The organism is Azospirillum humicireducens (genome assembly GCF_001639105.2).
Taxonomy (GTDB): Bacteria; Pseudomonadota; Alphaproteobacteria; order Azospirillales; family Azospirillaceae; genus Azospirillum; species Azospirillum humicireducens.
In genome coordinates, this window is the sequence record NZ_CP028907.1 from 637314 (window position 1) to 655273 (window position 17960).

At 65.1% G+C, this 17960-nt stretch carries 15 protein-coding genes; 6 read left to right on the forward strand and 9 right to left on the reverse strand.

Translation table 11 applies throughout. The annotated features are described in order from the left end of the window. Positions 1-261 precede the first annotated feature (261 nt). Positions 262-2139: a right-handed parallel beta-helix repeat-containing protein gene (locus A6A40_RS29950; protein ID WP_108549442.1), complete on the reverse strand. Its 1878-nt coding sequence runs from the start codon at positions 2137-2139 to the stop codon at positions 262-264. A gap of 402 nt (positions 2140-2541) precedes the next feature. On the opposite strand from A6A40_RS29950, the gene A6A40_RS29955 reads away from it, so the two are divergent. Beyond that, positions 2542-3156, forward strand: a complete 615-nt coding sequence (locus A6A40_RS29955; RefSeq protein WP_236784151.1) for a cold-shock protein — start codon at positions 2542-2544, stop codon at positions 3154-3156. A gap of 155 nt (positions 3157-3311) precedes the next feature. Here the strand turns inward: A6A40_RS29955 and A6A40_RS30630 are convergent, their stop codons facing one another. The 5 genes from A6A40_RS30630 to A6A40_RS29975 all read right to left on the reverse strand — a co-directional run bounded on the left by A6A40_RS30630 (position 3312) and on the right by A6A40_RS29975 (position 9574). Then, the gene (locus A6A40_RS30630) at positions 3312-4130 is read right to left on the reverse strand and encodes a hypothetical protein (protein WP_146191673.1); all 819 of its coding nucleotides are present in this window, start codon (positions 4128-4130) and stop codon (positions 3312-3314) included. Continuing rightward, on the reverse strand, positions 4084-4500 hold the full coding sequence (locus tag A6A40_RS30635; protein ID WP_146191674.1) for a hypothetical protein: 417 nt from the start codon (positions 4498-4500) through the stop codon (positions 4084-4086). Before A6A40_RS30635 ends, A6A40_RS30630 begins: the two co-directional genes overlap by 47 nt. A gap of 445 nt (positions 4501-4945) precedes the next feature. Beyond that, a complete protein-coding gene (locus A6A40_RS29965) occupies positions 4946-6658 on the reverse strand; it encodes a ShlB/FhaC/HecB family hemolysin secretion/activation protein (RefSeq protein WP_108549444.1) in 1713 nt (570 codons plus the stop codon). 38 nt (positions 6659-6696) lie between these two features. After that, positions 6697-8835 carry an adenylate/guanylate cyclase domain-containing protein gene (locus A6A40_RS29970; protein WP_108549445.1) on the reverse strand — a complete coding sequence of 713 codons (2139 nt, stop codon included), beginning with the start codon at positions 8833-8835 and terminating at the stop codon, positions 6697-6699. A 25-nt stretch (positions 8836-8860) separates the two neighbouring features. After that, the gene (locus tag A6A40_RS29975) at positions 8861-9574 is read right to left on the reverse strand and encodes a hypothetical protein (protein WP_108549446.1); all 714 of its coding nucleotides are present in this window, start codon (positions 9572-9574) and stop codon (positions 8861-8863) included. A 357-nt stretch (positions 9575-9931) separates the two neighbouring features. Between A6A40_RS29975 and phoU the strand changes: the two genes are divergently transcribed. The 3 genes from phoU to A6A40_RS29995 form a co-directional block, all read left to right on the forward strand. Beyond that, the coding region (phoU, locus tag A6A40_RS29980; protein ID WP_418208643.1) for a phosphate signaling complex protein PhoU at positions 9932-10466 on the forward strand (535 nt) is incomplete at its 3' end. Between the two features lie 353 nt (positions 10467-10819). Further along, a complete protein-coding gene (locus tag A6A40_RS29990; RefSeq protein ID WP_108549448.1) occupies positions 10820-11986 on the forward strand; it encodes an ATP phosphoribosyltransferase regulatory subunit in 1167 nt (388 codons plus the stop codon). A 116-nt stretch (positions 11987-12102) separates the two neighbouring features. Then, positions 12103-13395 carry an adenylosuccinate synthase gene (locus tag A6A40_RS29995; protein ID WP_108549449.1) on the forward strand — a complete coding sequence of 431 codons (1293 nt, stop codon included), beginning with the start codon at positions 12103-12105 and terminating at the stop codon, positions 13393-13395. Positions 13396-13469: 74 nt separating this feature from the next. Here the strand turns inward: A6A40_RS29995 and A6A40_RS30000 are convergent, their stop codons facing one another. After that, the gene (locus tag A6A40_RS30000) at positions 13470-14174 is read right to left on the reverse strand and encodes an SDR family oxidoreductase (RefSeq protein WP_108549450.1); all 705 of its coding nucleotides are present in this window, start codon (positions 14172-14174) and stop codon (positions 13470-13472) included. A gap of 99 nt (positions 14175-14273) precedes the next feature. After that, entirely contained in the window at positions 14274-14726 is a 453-nt protein-coding gene (locus A6A40_RS30005; protein WP_108549451.1) for an RrF2 family transcriptional regulator, read from the reverse strand. A 260-nt stretch (positions 14727-14986) separates the two neighbouring features. On the opposite strand from A6A40_RS30005, the gene A6A40_RS30010 reads away from it, so the two are divergent. Both A6A40_RS30010 and A6A40_RS30015 read left to right on the forward strand, forming a co-directional pair. Next, positions 14987-15619, forward strand: coding sequence for an MBL fold metallo-hydrolase (locus tag A6A40_RS30010; protein WP_108549551.1), 633 nt, complete (start codon positions 14987-14989; stop codon positions 15617-15619). A 263-nt stretch (positions 15620-15882) separates the two neighbouring features. Continuing rightward, positions 15883-16650 (forward strand): phage tail protein, encoded by a 768-nt coding sequence (locus A6A40_RS30015; RefSeq protein WP_108549452.1) that lies wholly within the window; start codon positions 15883-15885, stop codon positions 16648-16650. Between the two features lie 77 nt (positions 16651-16727). Here A6A40_RS30015 and A6A40_RS30020 read toward each other — a convergent pair whose 3' ends face one another. Beyond that, the gene (locus tag A6A40_RS30020) at positions 16728-17549 is read right to left on the reverse strand and encodes a ParB/RepB/Spo0J family partition protein (protein ID WP_108549453.1); all 822 of its coding nucleotides are present in this window, start codon (positions 17547-17549) and stop codon (positions 16728-16730) included. Positions 17550-17960: the final 411 nt, after the last annotated feature.

The window sequence follows — 17960 nt, forward strand, 5'->3', positions numbered from 1 at the left end:
CACGGTATGTACTTGTCAAAGAGCCCGCCCGATGCAGAAACCGAAAGCCTCACCGAACCGCTGGGGTTCAGGTGAAAAGCGCCGGTTTGTCGGGCTTCCCCGTCGCGTGTCGGTCGCTGCCGTGTCGGCGGCGCCGGCGTCGTTCGCGTCGGGAGGCGCTTTATAGGCGAGCCCTCCCAAACCGCGCAAGAACTTTTTTCAGCAGAATGACGATTTTTTGAGCGGGAGGCGCCAGCGAATGGCCGACGCCCCTTCCGATCATCAGGCCGCGTGATCCCAGAACTGGATCATGCTGACGCCGGCCTGATAGCCTTCCACGCCCATCGACGACCAGCTGAGGTCGTGAATGCCATGGGATAGAGCCGCCGCATCCTCCTTCAGGGAATAGTCGCCGCGGGCGCTGTCGGTGAAGCCGGGATTGAAGACGGCATCATTCGGGCCGTAGGCACGGCCATTGGCGGCAAGATTTCCGTCCATGATCAGCCTGCCGGGGCTGAGCAGCTTCCAATATTGCTCGATGGGCATGTCACCGGCAGCAAGGTTGTTGATCACCGTGTTGTCATGCGGGCGTGCCTCGTCACCCGCCTTCGGCACCCATTCCAAACGAATGAAGGCGTCCTGCGGATGGCTGGCGACACCGAAATTGTTCTCAAGCAGATTGTCGTCGCCGCCGTGCACATAGATACCGGCCCAGGCGAAGCCCTTCACGAGGTTGTCGCGCACGATCACGCCGCTGGTCAAATCATCGAGCGAGATGCCCCAGCCCTTGTGATCGGTCAGCCAGTTCCCCTTGCCGTCGGTGGCGAGGCCGCCGGTGTCAATGATCTCGTTCCCGCGGATGACCGAACCCATCTTGGCGGCCGAGCGGCCGAGCATTTCGATGCCGCCGCCGTCAGCCGTCTCCTGCCCGACATGGTGGATGCGGTTGAACTCGACGGTGTTGTTGCGGTTCAGCTGCCCGTCGTCCCATTCCTTGAAAGAGACGCCATACCGCGGGGCGTCGCTGATGTCGTTGTTGCTGACCAGCGTGTTGCTGCTGCCGACCGCGCCGATACCGGCCCCGCCCTTGGTGATCTGGCCGATATGTTCGATTGTGTTGGCGTAGATGCGGTTACCGTTGGCGGCGTGGATCATCGACACGCCATTCCCGCCGAGCTGTTCCATATGATTGCCGGCGATGCGGCTGTTGTCGGTTCCATCGAGCGCCACCGCAGTGCCGACATTGACGAAGTGGTTGCCACCGACCGAATTGCCCCGCCCGCCCTGCATCGAGATCGCCGAGCCGTCATAACGCGCGTCGGAGAAGGTCAGCCCTTCGATGCTGAGATTGCTGGCATTGCTGGTCTTGATCAGCGAACCGAGGCGGGCGACCACGACACCGTCGGACTGGAAGCTGCCGGGATCCTCGGGCTTCACCACCAGCCTGCCGTCACCGGCGCGCCAGCCGAATTCTCCGGCGTCGCGGATCAGCGAGGCGTCATTCATCACCCGGTAGGTGCCACCGGTGCGCAGTCCATAGGAGGCCGCGTCGTCGAGCGTAACCGTGTGATGATACTGGTCGATCGACTTCACATGCGAGATGTCGTCCTTCAGCCGTTCCGTGTCGAAGGTCTGGACGACCAGACCCGCATGGGGCTTCAGGCCCGACGGGATGTCTCCGGCGGAAAAATTGAAGCTGGTTTTGCTGGCGCCCGTGGAGTCGGCCTTCAGCACATGCCAGCCGCTGGTCGCCGGCTCGGACGGGGCGTGGTTGCCGGTCTGGGCCGCATGCTGACGGACGCCGCCGATGCTGACATCCAGGCCGTTCGCCAATGAAAGCTTGGCAGAATACAGACCCTTGCCCTCGCTGACGAAGCCGGTCACCCGCTCCCCACCGCTCAGCACCGGCGTCTCGCTATTGTAGGCGAGAAAGTTGTGGCCACTGTCGCGAGCGTCGAGGGTCAAAGTCTCGTCGAGGCGGTAGGTGCCGCCGCGGACATAAGTGCTGTCGATGTCGCTGGACCGCATGGCGTCGCGTGCCTTCTCTAGGCTGGCGAAGGGCCCGTCGGTGCCGGCGGCGTTGGGAGCGGCGAGCCGCCCGGACCAGCTGTCATTGCCCTTGGTGGACACGAAAAAAGCGGTCTGGTCGGTGGTCGTCATCAATCAATCCTCCGTTTTGATGGAGGCATGAGTCAATTTTATTGGTTAATAATATCTTTACGTCACGACTACCTCTGACGGACAGGTGCGATCCTTAAGATCGTCTCCTTGTACTCTGACACTTCAGCCAACCGATATATTTTATTCTATTTTCAATGATAGCTCATTGATGCCAGCAACACGCCCTCGCCGCCAATTCTATTTTTACGTGCATGCGGCGAAAGCGGCCTTGCGCAGCACTGCGAGGATGCAATACAGGGCATCACTGCGCTGGTCATTTTCTGGAGTTTTATGGTAAGCTCTCCACTGCCGGGGGCTTATTCTTGTTCATTCAGCGGTGCCGCGCCCAGTTCAGCGTCAGGACCGCCCGCCCCGGCCTACAGGACGTGAAAGGGACCTGTCTTGAGCGAAGAGTTGAAGAACGTCACCGCGACGAGCGTCACCGCGACAGTAAAGTGGTTCAAGCCGGAAAAGGGTTTTGGTTTCGTCCGCCTTGCCGATGGGTCCGGCGAGGCCTTCTTGCACGCTTCGGTCCTGGCTGCCGCCTCCCTGCCCAACCCGGTCGAAGGGACGACGGTCGTCTGCGACCTGGCCCAGGGTGCCAAGGGGCCGCAGGTCGTCGCCATCCACTCCGCGACGCCGCCGGAAACTCCGCCGGCCCCGCGCGTCCGCAGCCAGCGCCCGCCCCGCCCCACCGCGTCGGCCGTCCAGCCATCGGCCCAGCCCGAAGACGGTGGCGAGCCTCTCGTCCGCGCGCCCAAGCCGCCGCGTGAACGGCGAGAGCGTCAAGCCGAGCCCGCCGGTCCGGCCACCATGGCCTACGGCACCGTGCGTTGGTACAATCTCGACAGCCAATCCGGCTTGATCGAGCCGTGGGAAGAGGGGGCGACCGTCTATTTCGACCGCGCCACCCTGCGTCAATCCGGACTGGACATTGTCGCCGACGGCGAGGATGTGCGCTATCTGGCCGTCGGGTCGGAGGATGCACCGGTCGCTCAGCGGGTCGAGTTGATCTGATCATCGGGTTTGCATAGGACTGCCTCCAGGTATCGTACCCAGGCGAGCCGAATCCAACGGGTTTTGGCCAACCACAAGGCAGTTGTTGCGAACTTCATTGAATTCCCTCTCCGGCAGCCTGTCAAAAGCTGCCGGAGAGGGGATTCTGGTCAAGGTTACTGCTTGCTGCAGAAGGTCAGCGCGATGTACGGGGCGCCGATTGCACTATCGTCGGTAAAACCCGAGAAGCTGGTATCATGTGGGGCGGCAAAATTGTGATGGCCGCCGCTTTGCTTGAGGCCGGCATTGTTGTAGTCGAGCGTGCCGTCAAACTTGTGTTTGTGTTGACGCTCCTCGCCCACGTTCAAAGCCTTGCCACCGAAATTCGCCGGCCCAAATGCGTTGCTTGGCAATCCGACCAGATAACGCCCGCGAGCTGATTCATACGACTGCCAGTTCGACGGGCAACTCGTGTTGTCGAAGAATGTAGCGACGCCGGCATTGATGGGAGAAGTGTCGCCATCGTCCGTCTTCTTGCAAACCAGATAGGAGACGGCAGGCAGAAGGGCGGTTGCCGGACTGCTGGTCGTCTGGTCGGACTTCACCGGTCCCGGTGCGGCACGCTGCTTTCTCGACCCACTATTCTCCTGACGTTGGACATTGCCAGGATTGACGGTGGTTTCGGCGGTATGGGTGTGTTTTCCCGCGGCATCCACGCCGCTGAGCGGCGTACCGATCATGGCCGCGACACCGCCGCCGCTCGGCACCGGCACCAGGAAGCGCCCATTGGCATTGTCGTAAGTCGACCAACCGCTGGGGCATGATTTGGCGAAATAGGCAATCGTACCTTTTGGCAAACCGTCGGTTGCATGAGCTCCGGTAGCGGCGGAAGCCAGAAAAAATGCACCGAGCGCTGACACAATATTAGAACACCTCACTTCGGCCTCCTCAATTCGCTTTGCAAACAAGAATTTGCGTATAAGGAAGATCACCACTTGAGACATCGAAGCCGATGGTTGATGATTTTTGTCCACTTGTGCCGGTATCGCGGCTTCCTCCCGCAGACTTTATGCTGTTCGATCCTACATTGAACGTGAATGTTGCGGCATGGGTGTGAGACGGAGGAGTTTGATCTTTCATCGTCTCTGCGGAATTCGCAATTCCGACGTTGGCGGGCTGCAAGGTTCCAAGAATCAAGCGGCCGCTGGCATCGTCAACCCGGCTGCTGCCCGACGGGCATATCGCACCGGACGTGAAGAAGAAGACCATACCGCTCGGCATTCCTTGCGCCATTACGGTCGAAGGCAGCATAACCGCAGCCGCAAGCATGAGGTTTGAAAATACTATTTTCACGATAGCATCCATCCAAAAAATATTGAACGACGATATTAATGTTCGCCATTGCAATCGATATCGTCAATATGAATTCAGTAACACCGCGATAAATTGCAAATGCATACAATAGACTGTCGTTGACTGCGTCGTCTCCTTCGCTCCTTTTCACAAGCAACCGAAGAATTCGACCGCCTCGGATGCGTCGGAGCGGCGCGTCCGCACTGGGGCAGCCCACCGAATCCTGGAGAATGATGATTGCGATGCCGATGCCGTGGTCCCCCGGTCGGCATCAGGGCGACGCCTTCAACACCGCAAGGCCGCGGATTCCTTCCCAAGGACCGGCAGACGCGGATCGGGGATGCGCGGAAGCTGGCTATGACCATGACCGTTCAGGCCTGTGCTGCGCCGCCGCCAATGGGTAACCGTCCGCAGCCGTACGGCAACCGCCCCCGTGCTGGATTGGAAACGCGGAGCCTCAGAACCGTGTCGACAAAGTGAAGAAAACGCGTGGAGCGCGGTCCTGCGTGCCGAAGGGCGTGGTGATGAAGGGCTTCGCCACCTCCATGCTGCCGTCGATCCGCCGGAACACGCCGAAACGCAGGCCGACACCGGTCGAGGCGAGGGAACGGCGGCCATGGCGTGTACCCCCTTCATAATTGTAGACCGCGCCATAGTCGCCGAAACCATAGGCGACGGCGTAATCCAGCCCCTCCTCCTGCAGCGGCAGGATATATTGAAGCTCGGCCCGGCCGGCAAAACCGCTGTCACCGGTGAGCTCCGACGGATCGAAGGCTCGGCCATACTGCTTCCCGCCCACGCCATACTCCTCGGATGACAACAACTGGTCGGGGCTGTACTGCGCTTCACCGGACAGCGCAAGGACCACCGACTCGTTCAGCGGCTGGTTGCGCTGGGCCGAAACCAGCAGCTTGCGGAAATCGCTGCGCCCGCCGCTGCGGGTCAGGTTGGCGCTGCCGGAGGAGGTGGAGTTCAGGATGTCCAGCCCCTTGGACAGCTCCGCCGTCAGCAGGGTCGTGCCGCCCCAATCGTCGGCGAAGTCGTAGGAGACGTTGGCCGCAACGATGCGCAGCCGGTCCTGCGAAAGTTTGTCGCCCAGCACATCGGTGCGGCTGTCGCGGATGGTGAAGCTGACGCCGGCCCGCAGCGTCTGCGCCCGGCTGCGGATGAAGGGATGCGCCACCGCGATGCGGGCGGAACTCGTCAGGCTGTAAAGCTCAAGCGGACGGACGCTGTCTCCCGGCTCCGACCAGGAACGGCGGGCGCCGTACTCAACGGTGGTGCCCTCGGCATCCACCGGCACCAACTGGCTGAGGTCGAAGAAGCGCAGCTCGCGGATTTGCGGGGTCACGATGCCCTGGGCGGTGGTGCGCTCGAACAGACCGAGTTGGTCCTCGACACTGGCGACGCCGGTCACCTGCATCGGCCCGACGGATCGGGTTCCGCGGTTGTCCAGAGACAGAAGTCCAGAGAAGGGCGTGCGTTCCAGGGCAAGCGTCAGACGGGAAGCGCCGGGGGTATCGGGTGAGGCCTCCAGCACGGTCTTCACCGCCACTCCCGGCAGATCGTCGGCCAGCAGGACATAGCGCTCCATGTCCGCCATGCGCAACGGACGGGACGCCTTGATCTTCTCCCCCATCCGCTGCAACAGACCCAAACGGTCGGCCGCTTCCCCCTGCACGACCACGTCGCTGACATAGCCCTCCACCACCTGAAGGCGAACGATGCCGTCACGGATGCGCTGGGCCGGCACCACAGCCTGGGACAGCACATAGCCGTCATTGCGGTAACGCGCGGTGATGGCGTCGCGAATGGCATAAAGGTCGGCCAGTGTCACCGGCTTGCCCAGCTTGTCCCGCCACAGGGCGGACAGGCTGGCGGCATCATAGACGCTGTTGCCGTCGATGCGGACCTCGCTGAGCGTCAAGGTGATGCGTTCGGCGTCGCGGGGAGCCGGAGCCTTCTCCGGCTCCGGCATCTCGATTTCCGGGACCGATTGCGGCACCGCCGGACGCTCGAAACGCTGCTCCAGCCGATTGGGATCGAGCGAAGGCGGCAGCACCGGAGAGACAGACTGGGCCAGCACCGGCAGCGGAACTGCAACACCCGCCAGCAGCAGGGCGGACAGGCGGGCGAGGCGCAGGGCGGAACACGGAACGGAACGGTGCATGGCGGGGATCGCGGTCCTAAGAGAGAGCTGCCGGAAAGCTACTTGTCGGTGAGCGCGGTCACACCGGCCCAGCCTGGTTCGGCGGGATGGCCGAGGCGCTTTTCCGCCTTGTGCAGCATCGCCAACGCGGCACCGTCGCCGGCTGCCAAGGCACGGAAGCAGGACACCGCCTCGTCGAAATGGCCAGCCCGCCAATGGTCGAGAGCCGCGGCATAGGCGGCCCGCTGGGCGCGGTCCTCGGGATCGGCGCGACGGGCCTCGGACAGCGGCTCGAACACCTCGACCGGTTCGCTGCGGCCGACCACCTGGACGATGTCGAGGCTGCGGAAGGCCTCCGGGTCGCCATGATGGCGTACCGTCTCGCCGCTGACCATCAGTGCGGTGTTGTAATATTTGTTGGCCCCTTCCAGGCGGGAGGCCAGGTTCACCGTATCGCCCATCACCGTATAGTTGAAGCGGCGCGGTGAGCCGATGTTGCCGATCAGCGCCGGACCGGTGGCGATGCCGATGCGGTTGGAACCTCGTCCGCTGGAGGTCGCCAGCAGGGTCGGGTCGTCCGCCATCGCCTGCCGCATCGCCAGCGCCGCCGCCACCGCGGCGCGGGCGTGGTTGTCGATGGCATAGGGCGCGCCGAACACCGCCAGAACCGCATCGCCGATGTATTTGTCGACGAAGCCGCCATGTGCCTCGATGATATCGGTCATCACCGTGAAATAGCGGTTCAGCACGGTGACAAGCGCTTCCGGCTCCATCCCCTCCGACATCTTGGTAAAGCCGGCGATGTCGCAGAACAAGATCGACAGGTCACGCTCCTCGCCGCCGAGGCTGGGCGACTGGCCCGATGCGATCATGTCGTCGATCAGCGATCCCGGCAGGTAGAGCTTGAAAGCATTGCGGATGTGCCGCTGGTCACGGTCGAGCACGGCGAAGCGGAAGCCCAGCGCCAGCGGGAAGACCAGCAGGGCAGCCAGCGCCGCCTGCAGATAGGGCAGGACCAGACCGCCCCGGAACAGCCCGACCGACACCCCGCTCCAGACGGCCAGCAGCAGGATCAGGCCAGCGGCGGCCAGCGGCGGGCGGGCGGCCAACGTCACCAGGGCGGCGACCCCGGCCAGCAGCAGGACCAGCGCCGCGGCAGCGGGCTTTCCCACCTCGGATAGTGCATCTCGGGTCATCAGGTTGGAGATGGCGGCGGCGTGGATGTAGACACCGGGAATGCTGTCGCGCGTGCGGCCGGCGACATACAGGTCACTCATCACCGGCAGGGCACAGCGTTCGGGCAGGTTCAGCCCCTCCGGCTTCGTCACCCAGCGGTTGGAGGAGAGCTTGCGGTCCTCCACATCAAGCACGGTGCCGACCATCACCGCCTTGCCCTTGAAATGCTTGGCAAAATAGTCGGCCTTGCCGGCTTCGGCGCAGGCATGCAGGTCGGCCAGCGAATAGGTCGGGATGGCGCCGGCCGCCGTGGCATGGTTGACCAGCAGCCGGTTGCCCTCCCCACCCGGCAGCCGGTGGCCGCCCAGCGTGAAGGAACCGTCAGCCGCCCGCTCCAGCGGCGCCTTCAGCGCCCGGGACGCCACCTCCACCGCCATGCCGGGCTCGGCCTTCGGTTGCCCATCCGACCCGCTTACGCTCAGCGTCAGCGGCACGCGGCGCAGCACGCCGTCGGGATCCTCGACAAGATTGACGGAGCGGATATTGTTGATGCCGGCGGCGATCATATAGCCGCGGTAGGGCATCAGCGGGTCGCTCTGGTGCTGCACCTTGGCCAGCACCAGCCGGCCCTCCTTGCCGCCGCGGCGCAGGGTCAGCAGATAGTCGCGCTCGAAACCGGGGATCAGCGTCTCGACGGAGGTCGGATGCACAAGGTCGAGACCGATGGCCGCCGCCCCGCCGTCCAGTATCGCCCCCAGCACCGTGCCCAGCCGCGGCCCCCACAGCGCCTGCGGCGTGCCGGCGAAGGGCGGGCGGCGGTAGGTCTCCTCGTCGATGCCGACCACCACCACCGGCGACGGGTCGGGCGCCGGCCGGGGGCCGTACAGATGCTCGCGCAGCCAATAGAGACTGTCGATGGACGGACCCTGCAGCGATGGCGAGGCCGCCAGCGCCAGAAGCCCTGCGACGATGGGCGTGACAGCGCCCAGCAGGACCAGCCTCACCCGCCGGGGCAGCGTCATCGTCGGCAGCCTCACGCCGGACCGGTCAGAAACGGATCAGCCGGCCAAGAGCCGGACCGCCGCCGGCAACCGCCTTGTCGTCGATCTTGACGACGAAGGACTTCTGGCCGGCGGAAACCTTGTAGAGGCCGCCGGGTTCCAGCCCGGTGCCCCCCTTGGCGGTATCCAGAGTCGTGCCGGGGACATTGACCGTGGTCAGCGCGATGCCCTGCATATCCAGCCGGTCGATGGTGACCGGGCCGGGAGCCGACAGGATCAGCACAGGATGGGTCTTGTACAGCGTGAAGTCCGGCTTGGGCAGCGGCGCCTTCATGCCCGGCAGGGCGATGGGCGCGCTGCGGAAGACGGTCACCCCCGCCTTGCCCGCCTCGTTCGACGCCAGCAGAAGTTTGCCGCCGTCACAGGGCAGCGTGTGGCGGTCGATGGTTCCGCCCTGAACCGCCGACTCGCGGGCGCCGACCGTCACCGAACCGCCGGTGATCGTCTCGTTCACGCAGGATTCCAAATAGCTCAGCGTCAGCGTCTGGCCGGACTTCAGCGCCACGGTGCGACCGGCCGGCAGATAATCCATCGGCTGCACGCCGTCGACACCGTCCGAAACATCCTCCACCAGCGCGGTGGGCGCGGCACCCACCGCGGCAGGCGCCGGATCGGCGGCCAGCGCCTCCGGAGAGGCAGTCAGCAGAAGCAAGGCGCCGGCGACGACCGCGCGGGCGGGCATCTGGAACGCGACGGACATGGAAACGGCCTCCCGGTCTATGCAACGGGGCATACCCGCTGCGGACGGATTCAATATGGCTGAATACCCTTTAGCGAAGTTACCGAGTTACTTCAAATCCAATGCGCCGCCTCGACACCCCATTGTCTGTAACGCCTGCCCTACAACCGCCGCGAGATTGTCATGAAACCGCAATGAAGCCGCCATTCCGGCGTCATCACCCGACGGTACTGTACGCGTCCCGCGCCCAGGCGACCGTTCCGGTCGCGGCGGTCGGGACGGGCATCAATGGGACGTCACGACCGAATCATGGGCACCGAACACATCGTCCGCTCCTTCGCGCAGGAACTCCAGCGCCTGTCGAACCTTGTCACCCAGATGGGCGGCGTGGCGGAGGCCCAGGTGGCGGCCGCCGTCAAGGCGGTATCGCGGCGCGATGTCGGGCTGGCCTCCCAGGTGATGCAGGCCGACGCCCGGCTCGATGCCTACGAACGCGATATCGACGCGGAGGCGGTGCGGCTGCTGGCCCTGCGTCAGCCGATGGCCCAGGATCTCCGCGAGATCGTCTCGGCCCTGAAGGTTTCAGCCGACCTGGAACGCATCGGCGACTATGCCGCCAACGTGGCCAAACGGTCGCTGGCCCTTGCCCAGGTGCCGGTGGTGCGTCCGGCTGCCGGCATCCCGCGCATGGGCCGGCTGGTCGAAGCCATCCTGAAAGAGGTCCTGGACGCCTACATCGAGCGCGACGTGGACAAGGCCATCGCCGCCTGGGAGCGCGACGAGGAACTGGACGACCTCTACACCAGCCTGTTCCGCGAGGTCCTGACCTACATGATGGAGGATCCGCGCAACATCACGCCCTGCACCCATCTGCTGTTCATGGCGAAGAACCTGGAGCGCATCGGCGACCACGNCTGACCATCCTGCGGCCGAAGAACGACGCCAGCAGCTTCGCCGTGGTTTCGCCGGCGCCCCCTTCCGCCGAGCTTCCGGAAAAGGACCTGCCGGGTGCCTTCGACGACGAGATCGGACCGGCGGACGCCGGCTGAGCACTCCCCCACGTTCCCCACAGCGACACTTTGTCCGGCAAAGGCCACGAAATTCCCGCGACGTCCTCCATCTGCCCCGGCCGCGCAGGGGAGATACCGCCGAAGTGCGGGGCTTTTCCGTTTGCATGCGGCGCGGGTGTCGGGTATTAGCCCGCCCCGTGTGTCCGACATTCGCCGCGGCACCCTGTTCCTTGCCTGAAACGAGACGACGCTGGTCATGCCTGCCGACGCATTGAGTTCCGCCCTGCTTCCCGCCGGACTGCACGACGTGCTGCCGTCCGAAGCGGCGCACGAGGCGGCCGCCGTCGAACGCCTGCTGGCGGAATTCGCCGCGCAAGGCTACCGCCGGGTCGATCCGCCTCTGGTCGAGTTCGAGGAGAACCTGCTCTCCGGACCCGGTGCGGCGATGTCCAAGCAGACCTTCCGGCTGATGGACCCGCATTCGCAGCGGATGATGGCGGTCCGCGCCGACATCACGCCGCAGATCGCCCGCATCGCCACCACCCGCCTGAAGAACGAGGCCCGGCCGCTGCGGCTGTGCTACGCCGGGCAGGTTCTGCGGGTGAAGGGATCGCAGCTGCGCCCGGAACGCCAGTTCACCCAGGTCGGCGTCGAGCTGATCGGCGCGCTCGAGGCGGAGGCGGATGCCGAGGTGGTCCTGCTGGCCGTCCAGGCGCTGACCGCCATCGGCGTGCCGCACCTGTCGGTCGACCTCTGCGTTCCCACCATGGTGTCGCGCATCTGCGCCGGGCTCGGCCTTGGCGAGGATGAGATCCGGCAGCTGCGTGCGGCGCTCGACCGCAAGGATGCCGCCGCCGTGGCCGCTGTCGGGGGACCGGCGGGGGCGTTGCTGGAGTCGCTGATGAGCGCCTCCGGCCCGGCCGACCGCGCGATGCAGGCGCTGGCCGCACTGCCGCTGCCGGAGGGCGCCGAGAAGGACCGCCGCCGGCTGACCGACACGCTGGCCCTGCTGCACGCGGCGATGCCCGACCTGACGGTGACCGTCGATCTGGTGGAGCATCGCGGCTTCGAATACCAGACCGGCCTCAGCTTCACCCTGTTCTCCCGCGCGGCGGGCGAGCTTGGCCAGGGCGGGCGCTATCGTGCCGGGGCCCAGGGCGATGCCAAGGGGGATGGCCGGGGAGAACCGGCGACCGGCTTCACCTTGTATATGGACACGCTGCTGCGCGCCGTTCCGCCGGCCAAGGCGCCGGGGCGCGTGTATGTGCCGCACGGTACCGGCTGGGACACGGCGCGCCGGCTGCGGGCTGACGGTTGGGTTACGGTGGCCGGGCTTGCCCCGGTTGCCGATGCGGCCGCGGAGGCCAAGCGGCTTCAGTGCGGCCATTGGCTGGCCGGCGGGGACGTCAAGCCGGTCGGGTAAACTTGCGTTCTGCAGGTTCGAGTCTTGGGTGAACGGACCCCCACACCGCGCGGATGGTACCCTGCGGTGGATCGGTAAGGTCGAGCGGTTCCTTTTTAGTTTTGCGGAGACGAGAGATGGCCAACGTTGCGGTGGTCGGCGCCCAGTGGGGCGACGAGGGCAAGGGCAAGATCGTCGACTGGCTGTCCAGCCGGGCCGACGTGGTGGTGCGCTTCCAGGGCGGTCACAACGCCGGCCACACGCTGGTGATCAACGGCGTCGAATACAAGCTGAGCCTGCTGCCCTCCGGCGTCGTGCGCCAGAGCAAGCTGTCGGTCATCGGCAACGGCGTCGTCTTCGACCCGTGGGCCTTCATCCGCGAAGTGAACGCGATCAAGGACAAGGGTGTTTCCGTCACGCCGGAGAACCTGATCGTCGCCGAGAATGTCCCGCTGATCCTGCCGGTGCACAGCGCGCTCGACAAGGCGCGCGAAGAGGCCAAGGGCGCCGGCAAGATCGGCACCACCGGCCGGGGCATCGGTCCGGCCTATGAGGACAAGGTCGCCCGCCGCGCCATCCGCCTGTGCGACCTGACCGACGACGCCGTGCTGGTGGAGAAGGTCGACGCCCTGCTGGCACACCACAACGCGCTGTTCCGCGCGCTGGGCGCGCCGGAAATGACCCCGGCCGACATCCTGGAGCCGCTGCGCGAGATCGCCCCGCAGGTGCTGCCCTATGCCGCCGTCGTCTGGAAGCAGCTGGACGAACTGCGCCGCGCCGGCAAGCGCATCCTGTTCGAAGGCGCCCAGGGCACGATGCTGGACATCGATCACGGCACCTATCCGTACGTCACCTCCTCCAACACGGTGGCCGGCAACGCCGCCGCCGGCAGCGGCATGGGTCCGCGTGCCGTCGGCTATGTGCTGGGCATCTGCAAGGCCTACACCACCCGCGTCGGCTCCGGTCCCTTCCCGACCGAGCTGAAGGACGAGATCGGCGAGCTGATCGGCCAGAAGGGCAAGGAGTTCGGCGTCGTCACCGGGCGCAAGCGCCGCTGCGGCTGGTTCGACGCCGTCATGGTGCGCCAGGCCGTCAAGACCGGCGGCATCGACGGCATCGCCCTGACCAAGCTGGACGTGCTGGACGGCTTCGACGAGATCAAGGTCTGCGTCGGCTACCGCCTGGACGGCAAGGAGCTGGACTATTACCCGTCCAACGCCGGCGCCCAGGCCCGCGTCGAGCCGATCTACGAGACCTTCGAAGGCTGGAAGGACACCACCCGCGGCGCCCGTTCGTGGGCGGAGCTGCCGGCCCAGGCGGTCAAGTATGTCCGCCACATCGAGGAACTGATCCAGGCCCCGGTCGCCCTGCTGTCGACCAGCCCGGAGCGCGACGACACCATCCTGATGACCGACCCGTTCGCCGACTGAGGCGGCGGGGAGCTCCAAAGACAGAAGGGCCGGCGCTTCGCCGGCCCTTTTTCGTTTTCGAAGGTCCTTACGGCTCAAACCGAACGGGTGAGGCCGCCGTCGACCCTTATGTTCTGTCCGGTGATGTAGCCGGCTCCGGGCGAGGCCAGGAAGGCCACCGTGGCCGCAATCTCATCGCTGCTGCCGTAACGCTGCATGGGCACGCTCTCGCGGCGCTCCTCGGTCGCCGGCAGGCTGTCGATCCAGCCGGGCAGGACGTTGTTCATCCGCACATTGTCCGCCGCATACTGGTCGGCGAAGATCTTGGTGTAGGCGGCCAGACCGGCCCGTGCGACGGCGGAGGTCGGGAACATGGCGCTCGGCTCGAACGCCCAGGCGGTGGAGATGTTGACGATGGAGCCGGACTTTTGCGCCACCATGACCGGCGCCACCAGACGGACCGCCCGCACGACGTTGAGGAAATAGACCTCAATCCCGCGGTGCCACTCCTCGTCGCTGATCTCCAGCAGCGGCCCCCGCGGGCCATGCCCGGCGCTGTTGACCAGCGCGTCGATGCGGCCCCAGCGCTCCATGGTGGCGTCGACCAGCCGCTTGAGGTCGTCGGTGGACTGGTTCGACCCGGTCACGCCGATGCCGCCCAATTCGCCGGCCAGCGCCTCGCCCTTGCCGGAGGAGGACAGGATCGCAACCTTGAATCCGTCGGCCGCCAAACGGCGCGCGGAAGCCGCCCCCATGCCGCTGCCCCCGGCCGTGACGACGGCCACCCTCTCTCCAGACATCCGGAACCCTCCTGAAGCCATGTTGGTCCCGCCAACCATAGGGACGCGGAAGCATGGCCTCAATTGCGATTTCAGGATGGACGGGGAAAGCCGGAAGCGTCAGATGTCGAAATTGGCGGCGATGTTGCCGGTCGACTGGCGATGGCGCAGGGCGTCGGCCAGCGTCTGGTTGTCGAGCACGGCGGCGGTGGCGTCGCGGACCTGGACCATCAGCCAGCGGACCGAGCAGGTCTGCGTATCGATGCAGTCCTCGCACGGCCGGAAGGAGGCCTTGCTGGCACAGGGGATCGGTGCCAGATGGCCGTCGATCAGGCGAATCACCTCGCCGAAGGTGATCTGCGCCGCCGGCCGCGCAAGCCGGTATCCGCCGCTCTTGCCACGCTTGGCGAACAGCAGCCCTTCCTTGCGCAACTCCACCAGGATCGCTTCCAGGAACTTGCGCGGGATGTTCTCGCGCTCGGCGATGTCAGCGATCAGGATCAGATCGCCATTGTCCTTCTCCGCCAGCATGATCAGGGCACGCAACGCGTATTTGGCTTTCTGCGACAGCATTCCGGCGGAATCCGTATTCTTTGCGGCGGCGGCTGGTACGTCCGCCCCGGTCTAGAGCTTCAGTGGTTAACATTTGGTGCCGGCCCGGTATTCCACCCGAAGGCATGACACCCGCCCGGACTTGCGGACCTTAGCCAGAATCGCCGCCCAATGCGACCGGCTTTGCGCGAATGGTTTGCGACGGCCGCCACGGGCGCGATAAGGTCACGCGCGGCCGATTGATCCATTCCGACATCTCCACGCAGCACGAAGGTCAGGACATGCAGTACGCCATCGTTCCGGTCACCCCGTTCCAGCAGAACTGCACGGTGCTCTGGTGCCCCGAGACGATGAAGGGTGCCGCCATCGATCCCGGTGGCGACCTGGAGCGCATCCTTGCTGCGGCGAAGGCGAAGGGTGTGACGCTGGAGAAGATCCTGGTCACTCACGGCCACATCGACCATGCCGGCGCGGTTGCGGACCTGGCCGACAAGCTGTCGCTGCCGATCGAGGGTCCGCACCGCGAGGACCAGTTCTGGATCGACGGCATGCCGATGCAGAGCCAGATGTTCGGCTTTCCGCCCGTCCGCTCCTTCACGCCCAACCGTTGGCTGGAGGACGGCGACACCGTGACCGTCGGCAACCAGAGGCTGGAGGTCCGGCACTGCCCCGGCCACACCCCCGGTCATGTGGTGTTCGTCCATCGGCCGTCGAAGCTGGCCATCGTCGGCGACGTGCTGTTCCAGGGCTCGATCGGCCGCACAGATTTCCCCAAGGGCAATTACGCCGACCTGATCGCCTCGATCCGTGGCAAGCTGTTCCCGTACGGTGACGATATCGCCTTCATTCCCGGTCATGGCCCGATGTCGAGCTTCGGCAATGAAAGGCTGTACAATCCCTTCCTGAACGACTGACGGCTCACGGCGCAGCGACGTGGAGTCACCGACTCCTGCCGCACCAGCTCGGACGGGCGATCGCTATGGTCGGGTGGCAAAGAAGCGCGGGAACGGGAAATTCTTGCGGAATCCGCACGCCCAAGGATCCGCGCGGAAGGAAAATCAATTTTAGTTGTATTTCCGCAAAAAGTATGCGCGTATGAAGAAGTGTGAGCACATTTTACATTCTCCTGAGTAGCCTTGATATCTCACAAAGCAATCAATATCCAAAGGGACACATCATGAGAAAGCACCTGCTCCCGGCCTGCTTTGCAATGGCGACCGGCCTGGCCCTTTTCAGCGCCCCCGCATCAGCCTGCAACGTCGAGCCCTATATCGGGACAATCTGCACATACGCGTTCGACTGGTGCCCGCAGGGCTATGTCACGGCAGACGGCCGCACTCTTACGGTCCGCGACAACCAGGCACTGTTCGCATTGATCGGCTACCGCTATGGCGGCAACAATTCGGATTTGTTCGCCATTCCCGACCTGCGCGGCCGTGCCGCCATCGGCAGCGGCACCGGTCCCGGCCTGGCGAACATCACGATTGGCGCCAAGGTCGGCCAGCAGGAGCTTCTGCTGGCGCCGGCACAGGTCCCGCTTCAGCCGCACACCCACGCCGCCACCTTCACCGGCACCGGCGGCGGATCGGGCAGTTCGACCACCGTGCCGTTCACAGGCAACGTCAGCGTTCCCATCACCAACGGCGGCAACCCGGTGTCGGCCCCGACCTCGGGAACCGTCTATCTCGGCGATGCCAGCGTCTCGGATGGCGGCCTCGGCGTCACCCTGAACGGTCCGTACAACACCAGCGGACCGGGCACCGCAGCCAATGTGAAGGGGACGGCCACCGGCTCCATCACCGTACCCAGCACCGGCATCACCGGCGGCACGGTGGCCATCGCCCAGGCTGCGGCCGGCGCGACCCAGAAAGTCTCCACCCAGTCCCCGGCGATCGGGCAGACCGTCTGCATTGCCGTAACCGGCCTCTACCCGAACCGTCCGTAAAGCCGCCCACCCAACCGTGCATCCCGAACCCCGCCGCAACTAAGGCGCGAGGTTCGGGATAACATGGGCACAGCAGGTCAATCGACCATCGGCTCGTCACCCAGCAGCAGGTCGATACGGCGGCGCAGACTGATCAGTTCTCGGCGTTGCATATCGTCGACATAGGCCCGGTGTTCCCGCGGGTCGCCCAGACGGGCGGTCGCACGGCGCAGCGCGTCGAGGAAACGGCCCACCGCCGACATGGTGCGCAACGACGGCTCCTTCGCGGCATCCTTGCGGCTGCGGGCGGCCTGGACGGTGCCGTCGCCGGCCTTCACCTGCTCCCACAGCGCGATCTGCTCGTCCAAATCCTTGATCCAGGCGATCTCGATCAGGGTGGAGCGGGACACGTCATGGTGGGCGGCGGCATATTCCTGCTTGATGGTTTCCGGCAGGCTGTTCAGCCGCAGGGTGTGGCTGACGTTGCTCTGGCTCTTGCCGATGATGCGGCCCAGCTGCTCCTGGGTGTAGCCGAAGCGGTCGATCAGCCGGGCCAGCGCCTCCGCCAGTTCCAGCGCGTCCAGATCGACGCGCTGCACATTCTCCACCAGCGACAGCTCGTCCGGATTGCCTGAGGTGACCAGCGCATAGATGGTCGCCAGCCCCAGCATCTCGTGCGCGCGCAGTCGCCGTTCGCCGGCAACCAACCGGTGGCCGCCCACGACCTCCTGCACCAGGATCGGCTGCTTCAGCCCGTAATGCGCGATCGAATCGGCCAGCCCCTTCATCTCTTCCGGGTCGAAATGGCGGCGCGGCATGCCCGGATTGCGCAGGATGCGTGCGACATCGAGTTCCAGCAGCCGGGGCGGCTTGCCCACGTCGTCGAACAGGTCCGAATGATCGGGCGCGAGCGTCGGCATGTCGTGTTCTGGTCCCCTGGTACCGAGTCCTTCCGATTTCGCAACGGTGCCCCGCCGGTCCCGGCCATGTCAACGGTGGAGTGGAAGAAAAGGAGAACATGGCGACCGGAATTCACCAGGGGCCCGGCATCCGGCCCGACCGCAACGATTGGGATTACCCCCACCGGCGCAGTCCGCAAAATACTCGATGTCCACAAAATTTCATGGCGGCGTCACGGTTTTGTTAAACGAACGTTCAAAATCCATTCGGCTGGCGCAATGAAACGTAACTCAGTAGAAAGGGTTGAAGCAGAGCCGAGGAATTGATCCGGCGTCTGTTGGGAGGTCGGTCGATGTCACTTGCTGAACGCAAGCTTTTTGTCGAGCGCTGGATTCGCTCACCCCTGAAGGTCGCATCGGTAACTCCAAGCG

What these genes read in the sequence shown, in the direction of transcription:
- A6A40_RS29950 (WP_108549442.1), bottom strand. Translation starts at nt 2,139, where the DNA reads ATGACGACCACCGACCAGACCGCTTTTTTCGTGTCCACCAAGGGCAAT.
- A6A40_RS30635 (WP_146191674.1), bottom strand. Translation starts at nt 4,500, where the DNA reads ATGGATGCTATCGTGAAAATAGTATTTTCAAACCTCATGCTTGCGGCT.
- A6A40_RS29965 (WP_108549444.1), bottom strand. Translation starts at nt 6,658, where the DNA reads ATGCACCGTTCCGTTCCGTGTTCCGCCCTGCGCCTCGCCCGCCTGTCC.
- A6A40_RS29970 (WP_108549445.1), bottom strand. Translation starts at nt 8,835, where the DNA reads ATGACGCTGCCCCGGCGGGTGAGGCTGGTCCTGCTGGGCGCTGTCACG.
- A6A40_RS29975 (WP_108549446.1), bottom strand. Translation starts at nt 9,574, where the DNA reads ATGTCCGTCGCGTTCCAGATGCCCGCCCGCGCGGTCGTCGCCGGCGCC.
- A6A40_RS29990 (WP_108549448.1), top strand. Translation starts at nt 10,820, where the DNA reads ATGCCTGCCGACGCATTGAGTTCCGCCCTGCTTCCCGCCGGACTGCAC.
- A6A40_RS29995 (WP_108549449.1), top strand. Translation starts at nt 12,103, where the DNA reads ATGGCCAACGTTGCGGTGGTCGGCGCCCAGTGGGGCGACGAGGGCAAG.
- A6A40_RS30000 (WP_108549450.1), bottom strand. Translation starts at nt 14,174, where the DNA reads ATGTCTGGAGAGAGGGTGGCCGTCGTCACGGCCGGGGGCAGCGGCATG.
- A6A40_RS30005 (WP_108549451.1), bottom strand. Translation starts at nt 14,726, where the DNA reads ATGCTGTCGCAGAAAGCCAAATACGCGTTGCGTGCCCTGATCATGCTG.
- A6A40_RS30010 (WP_108549551.1), top strand. Translation starts at nt 14,987, where the DNA reads ATGCAGTACGCCATCGTTCCGGTCACCCCGTTCCAGCAGAACTGCACG.
- A6A40_RS30015 (WP_108549452.1), top strand. Translation starts at nt 15,883, where the DNA reads ATGAGAAAGCACCTGCTCCCGGCCTGCTTTGCAATGGCGACCGGCCTG.
- A6A40_RS30020 (WP_108549453.1), bottom strand. Translation starts at nt 17,549, where the DNA reads ATGCCGACGCTCGCGCCCGATCATTCGGACCTGTTCGACGACGTGGGC.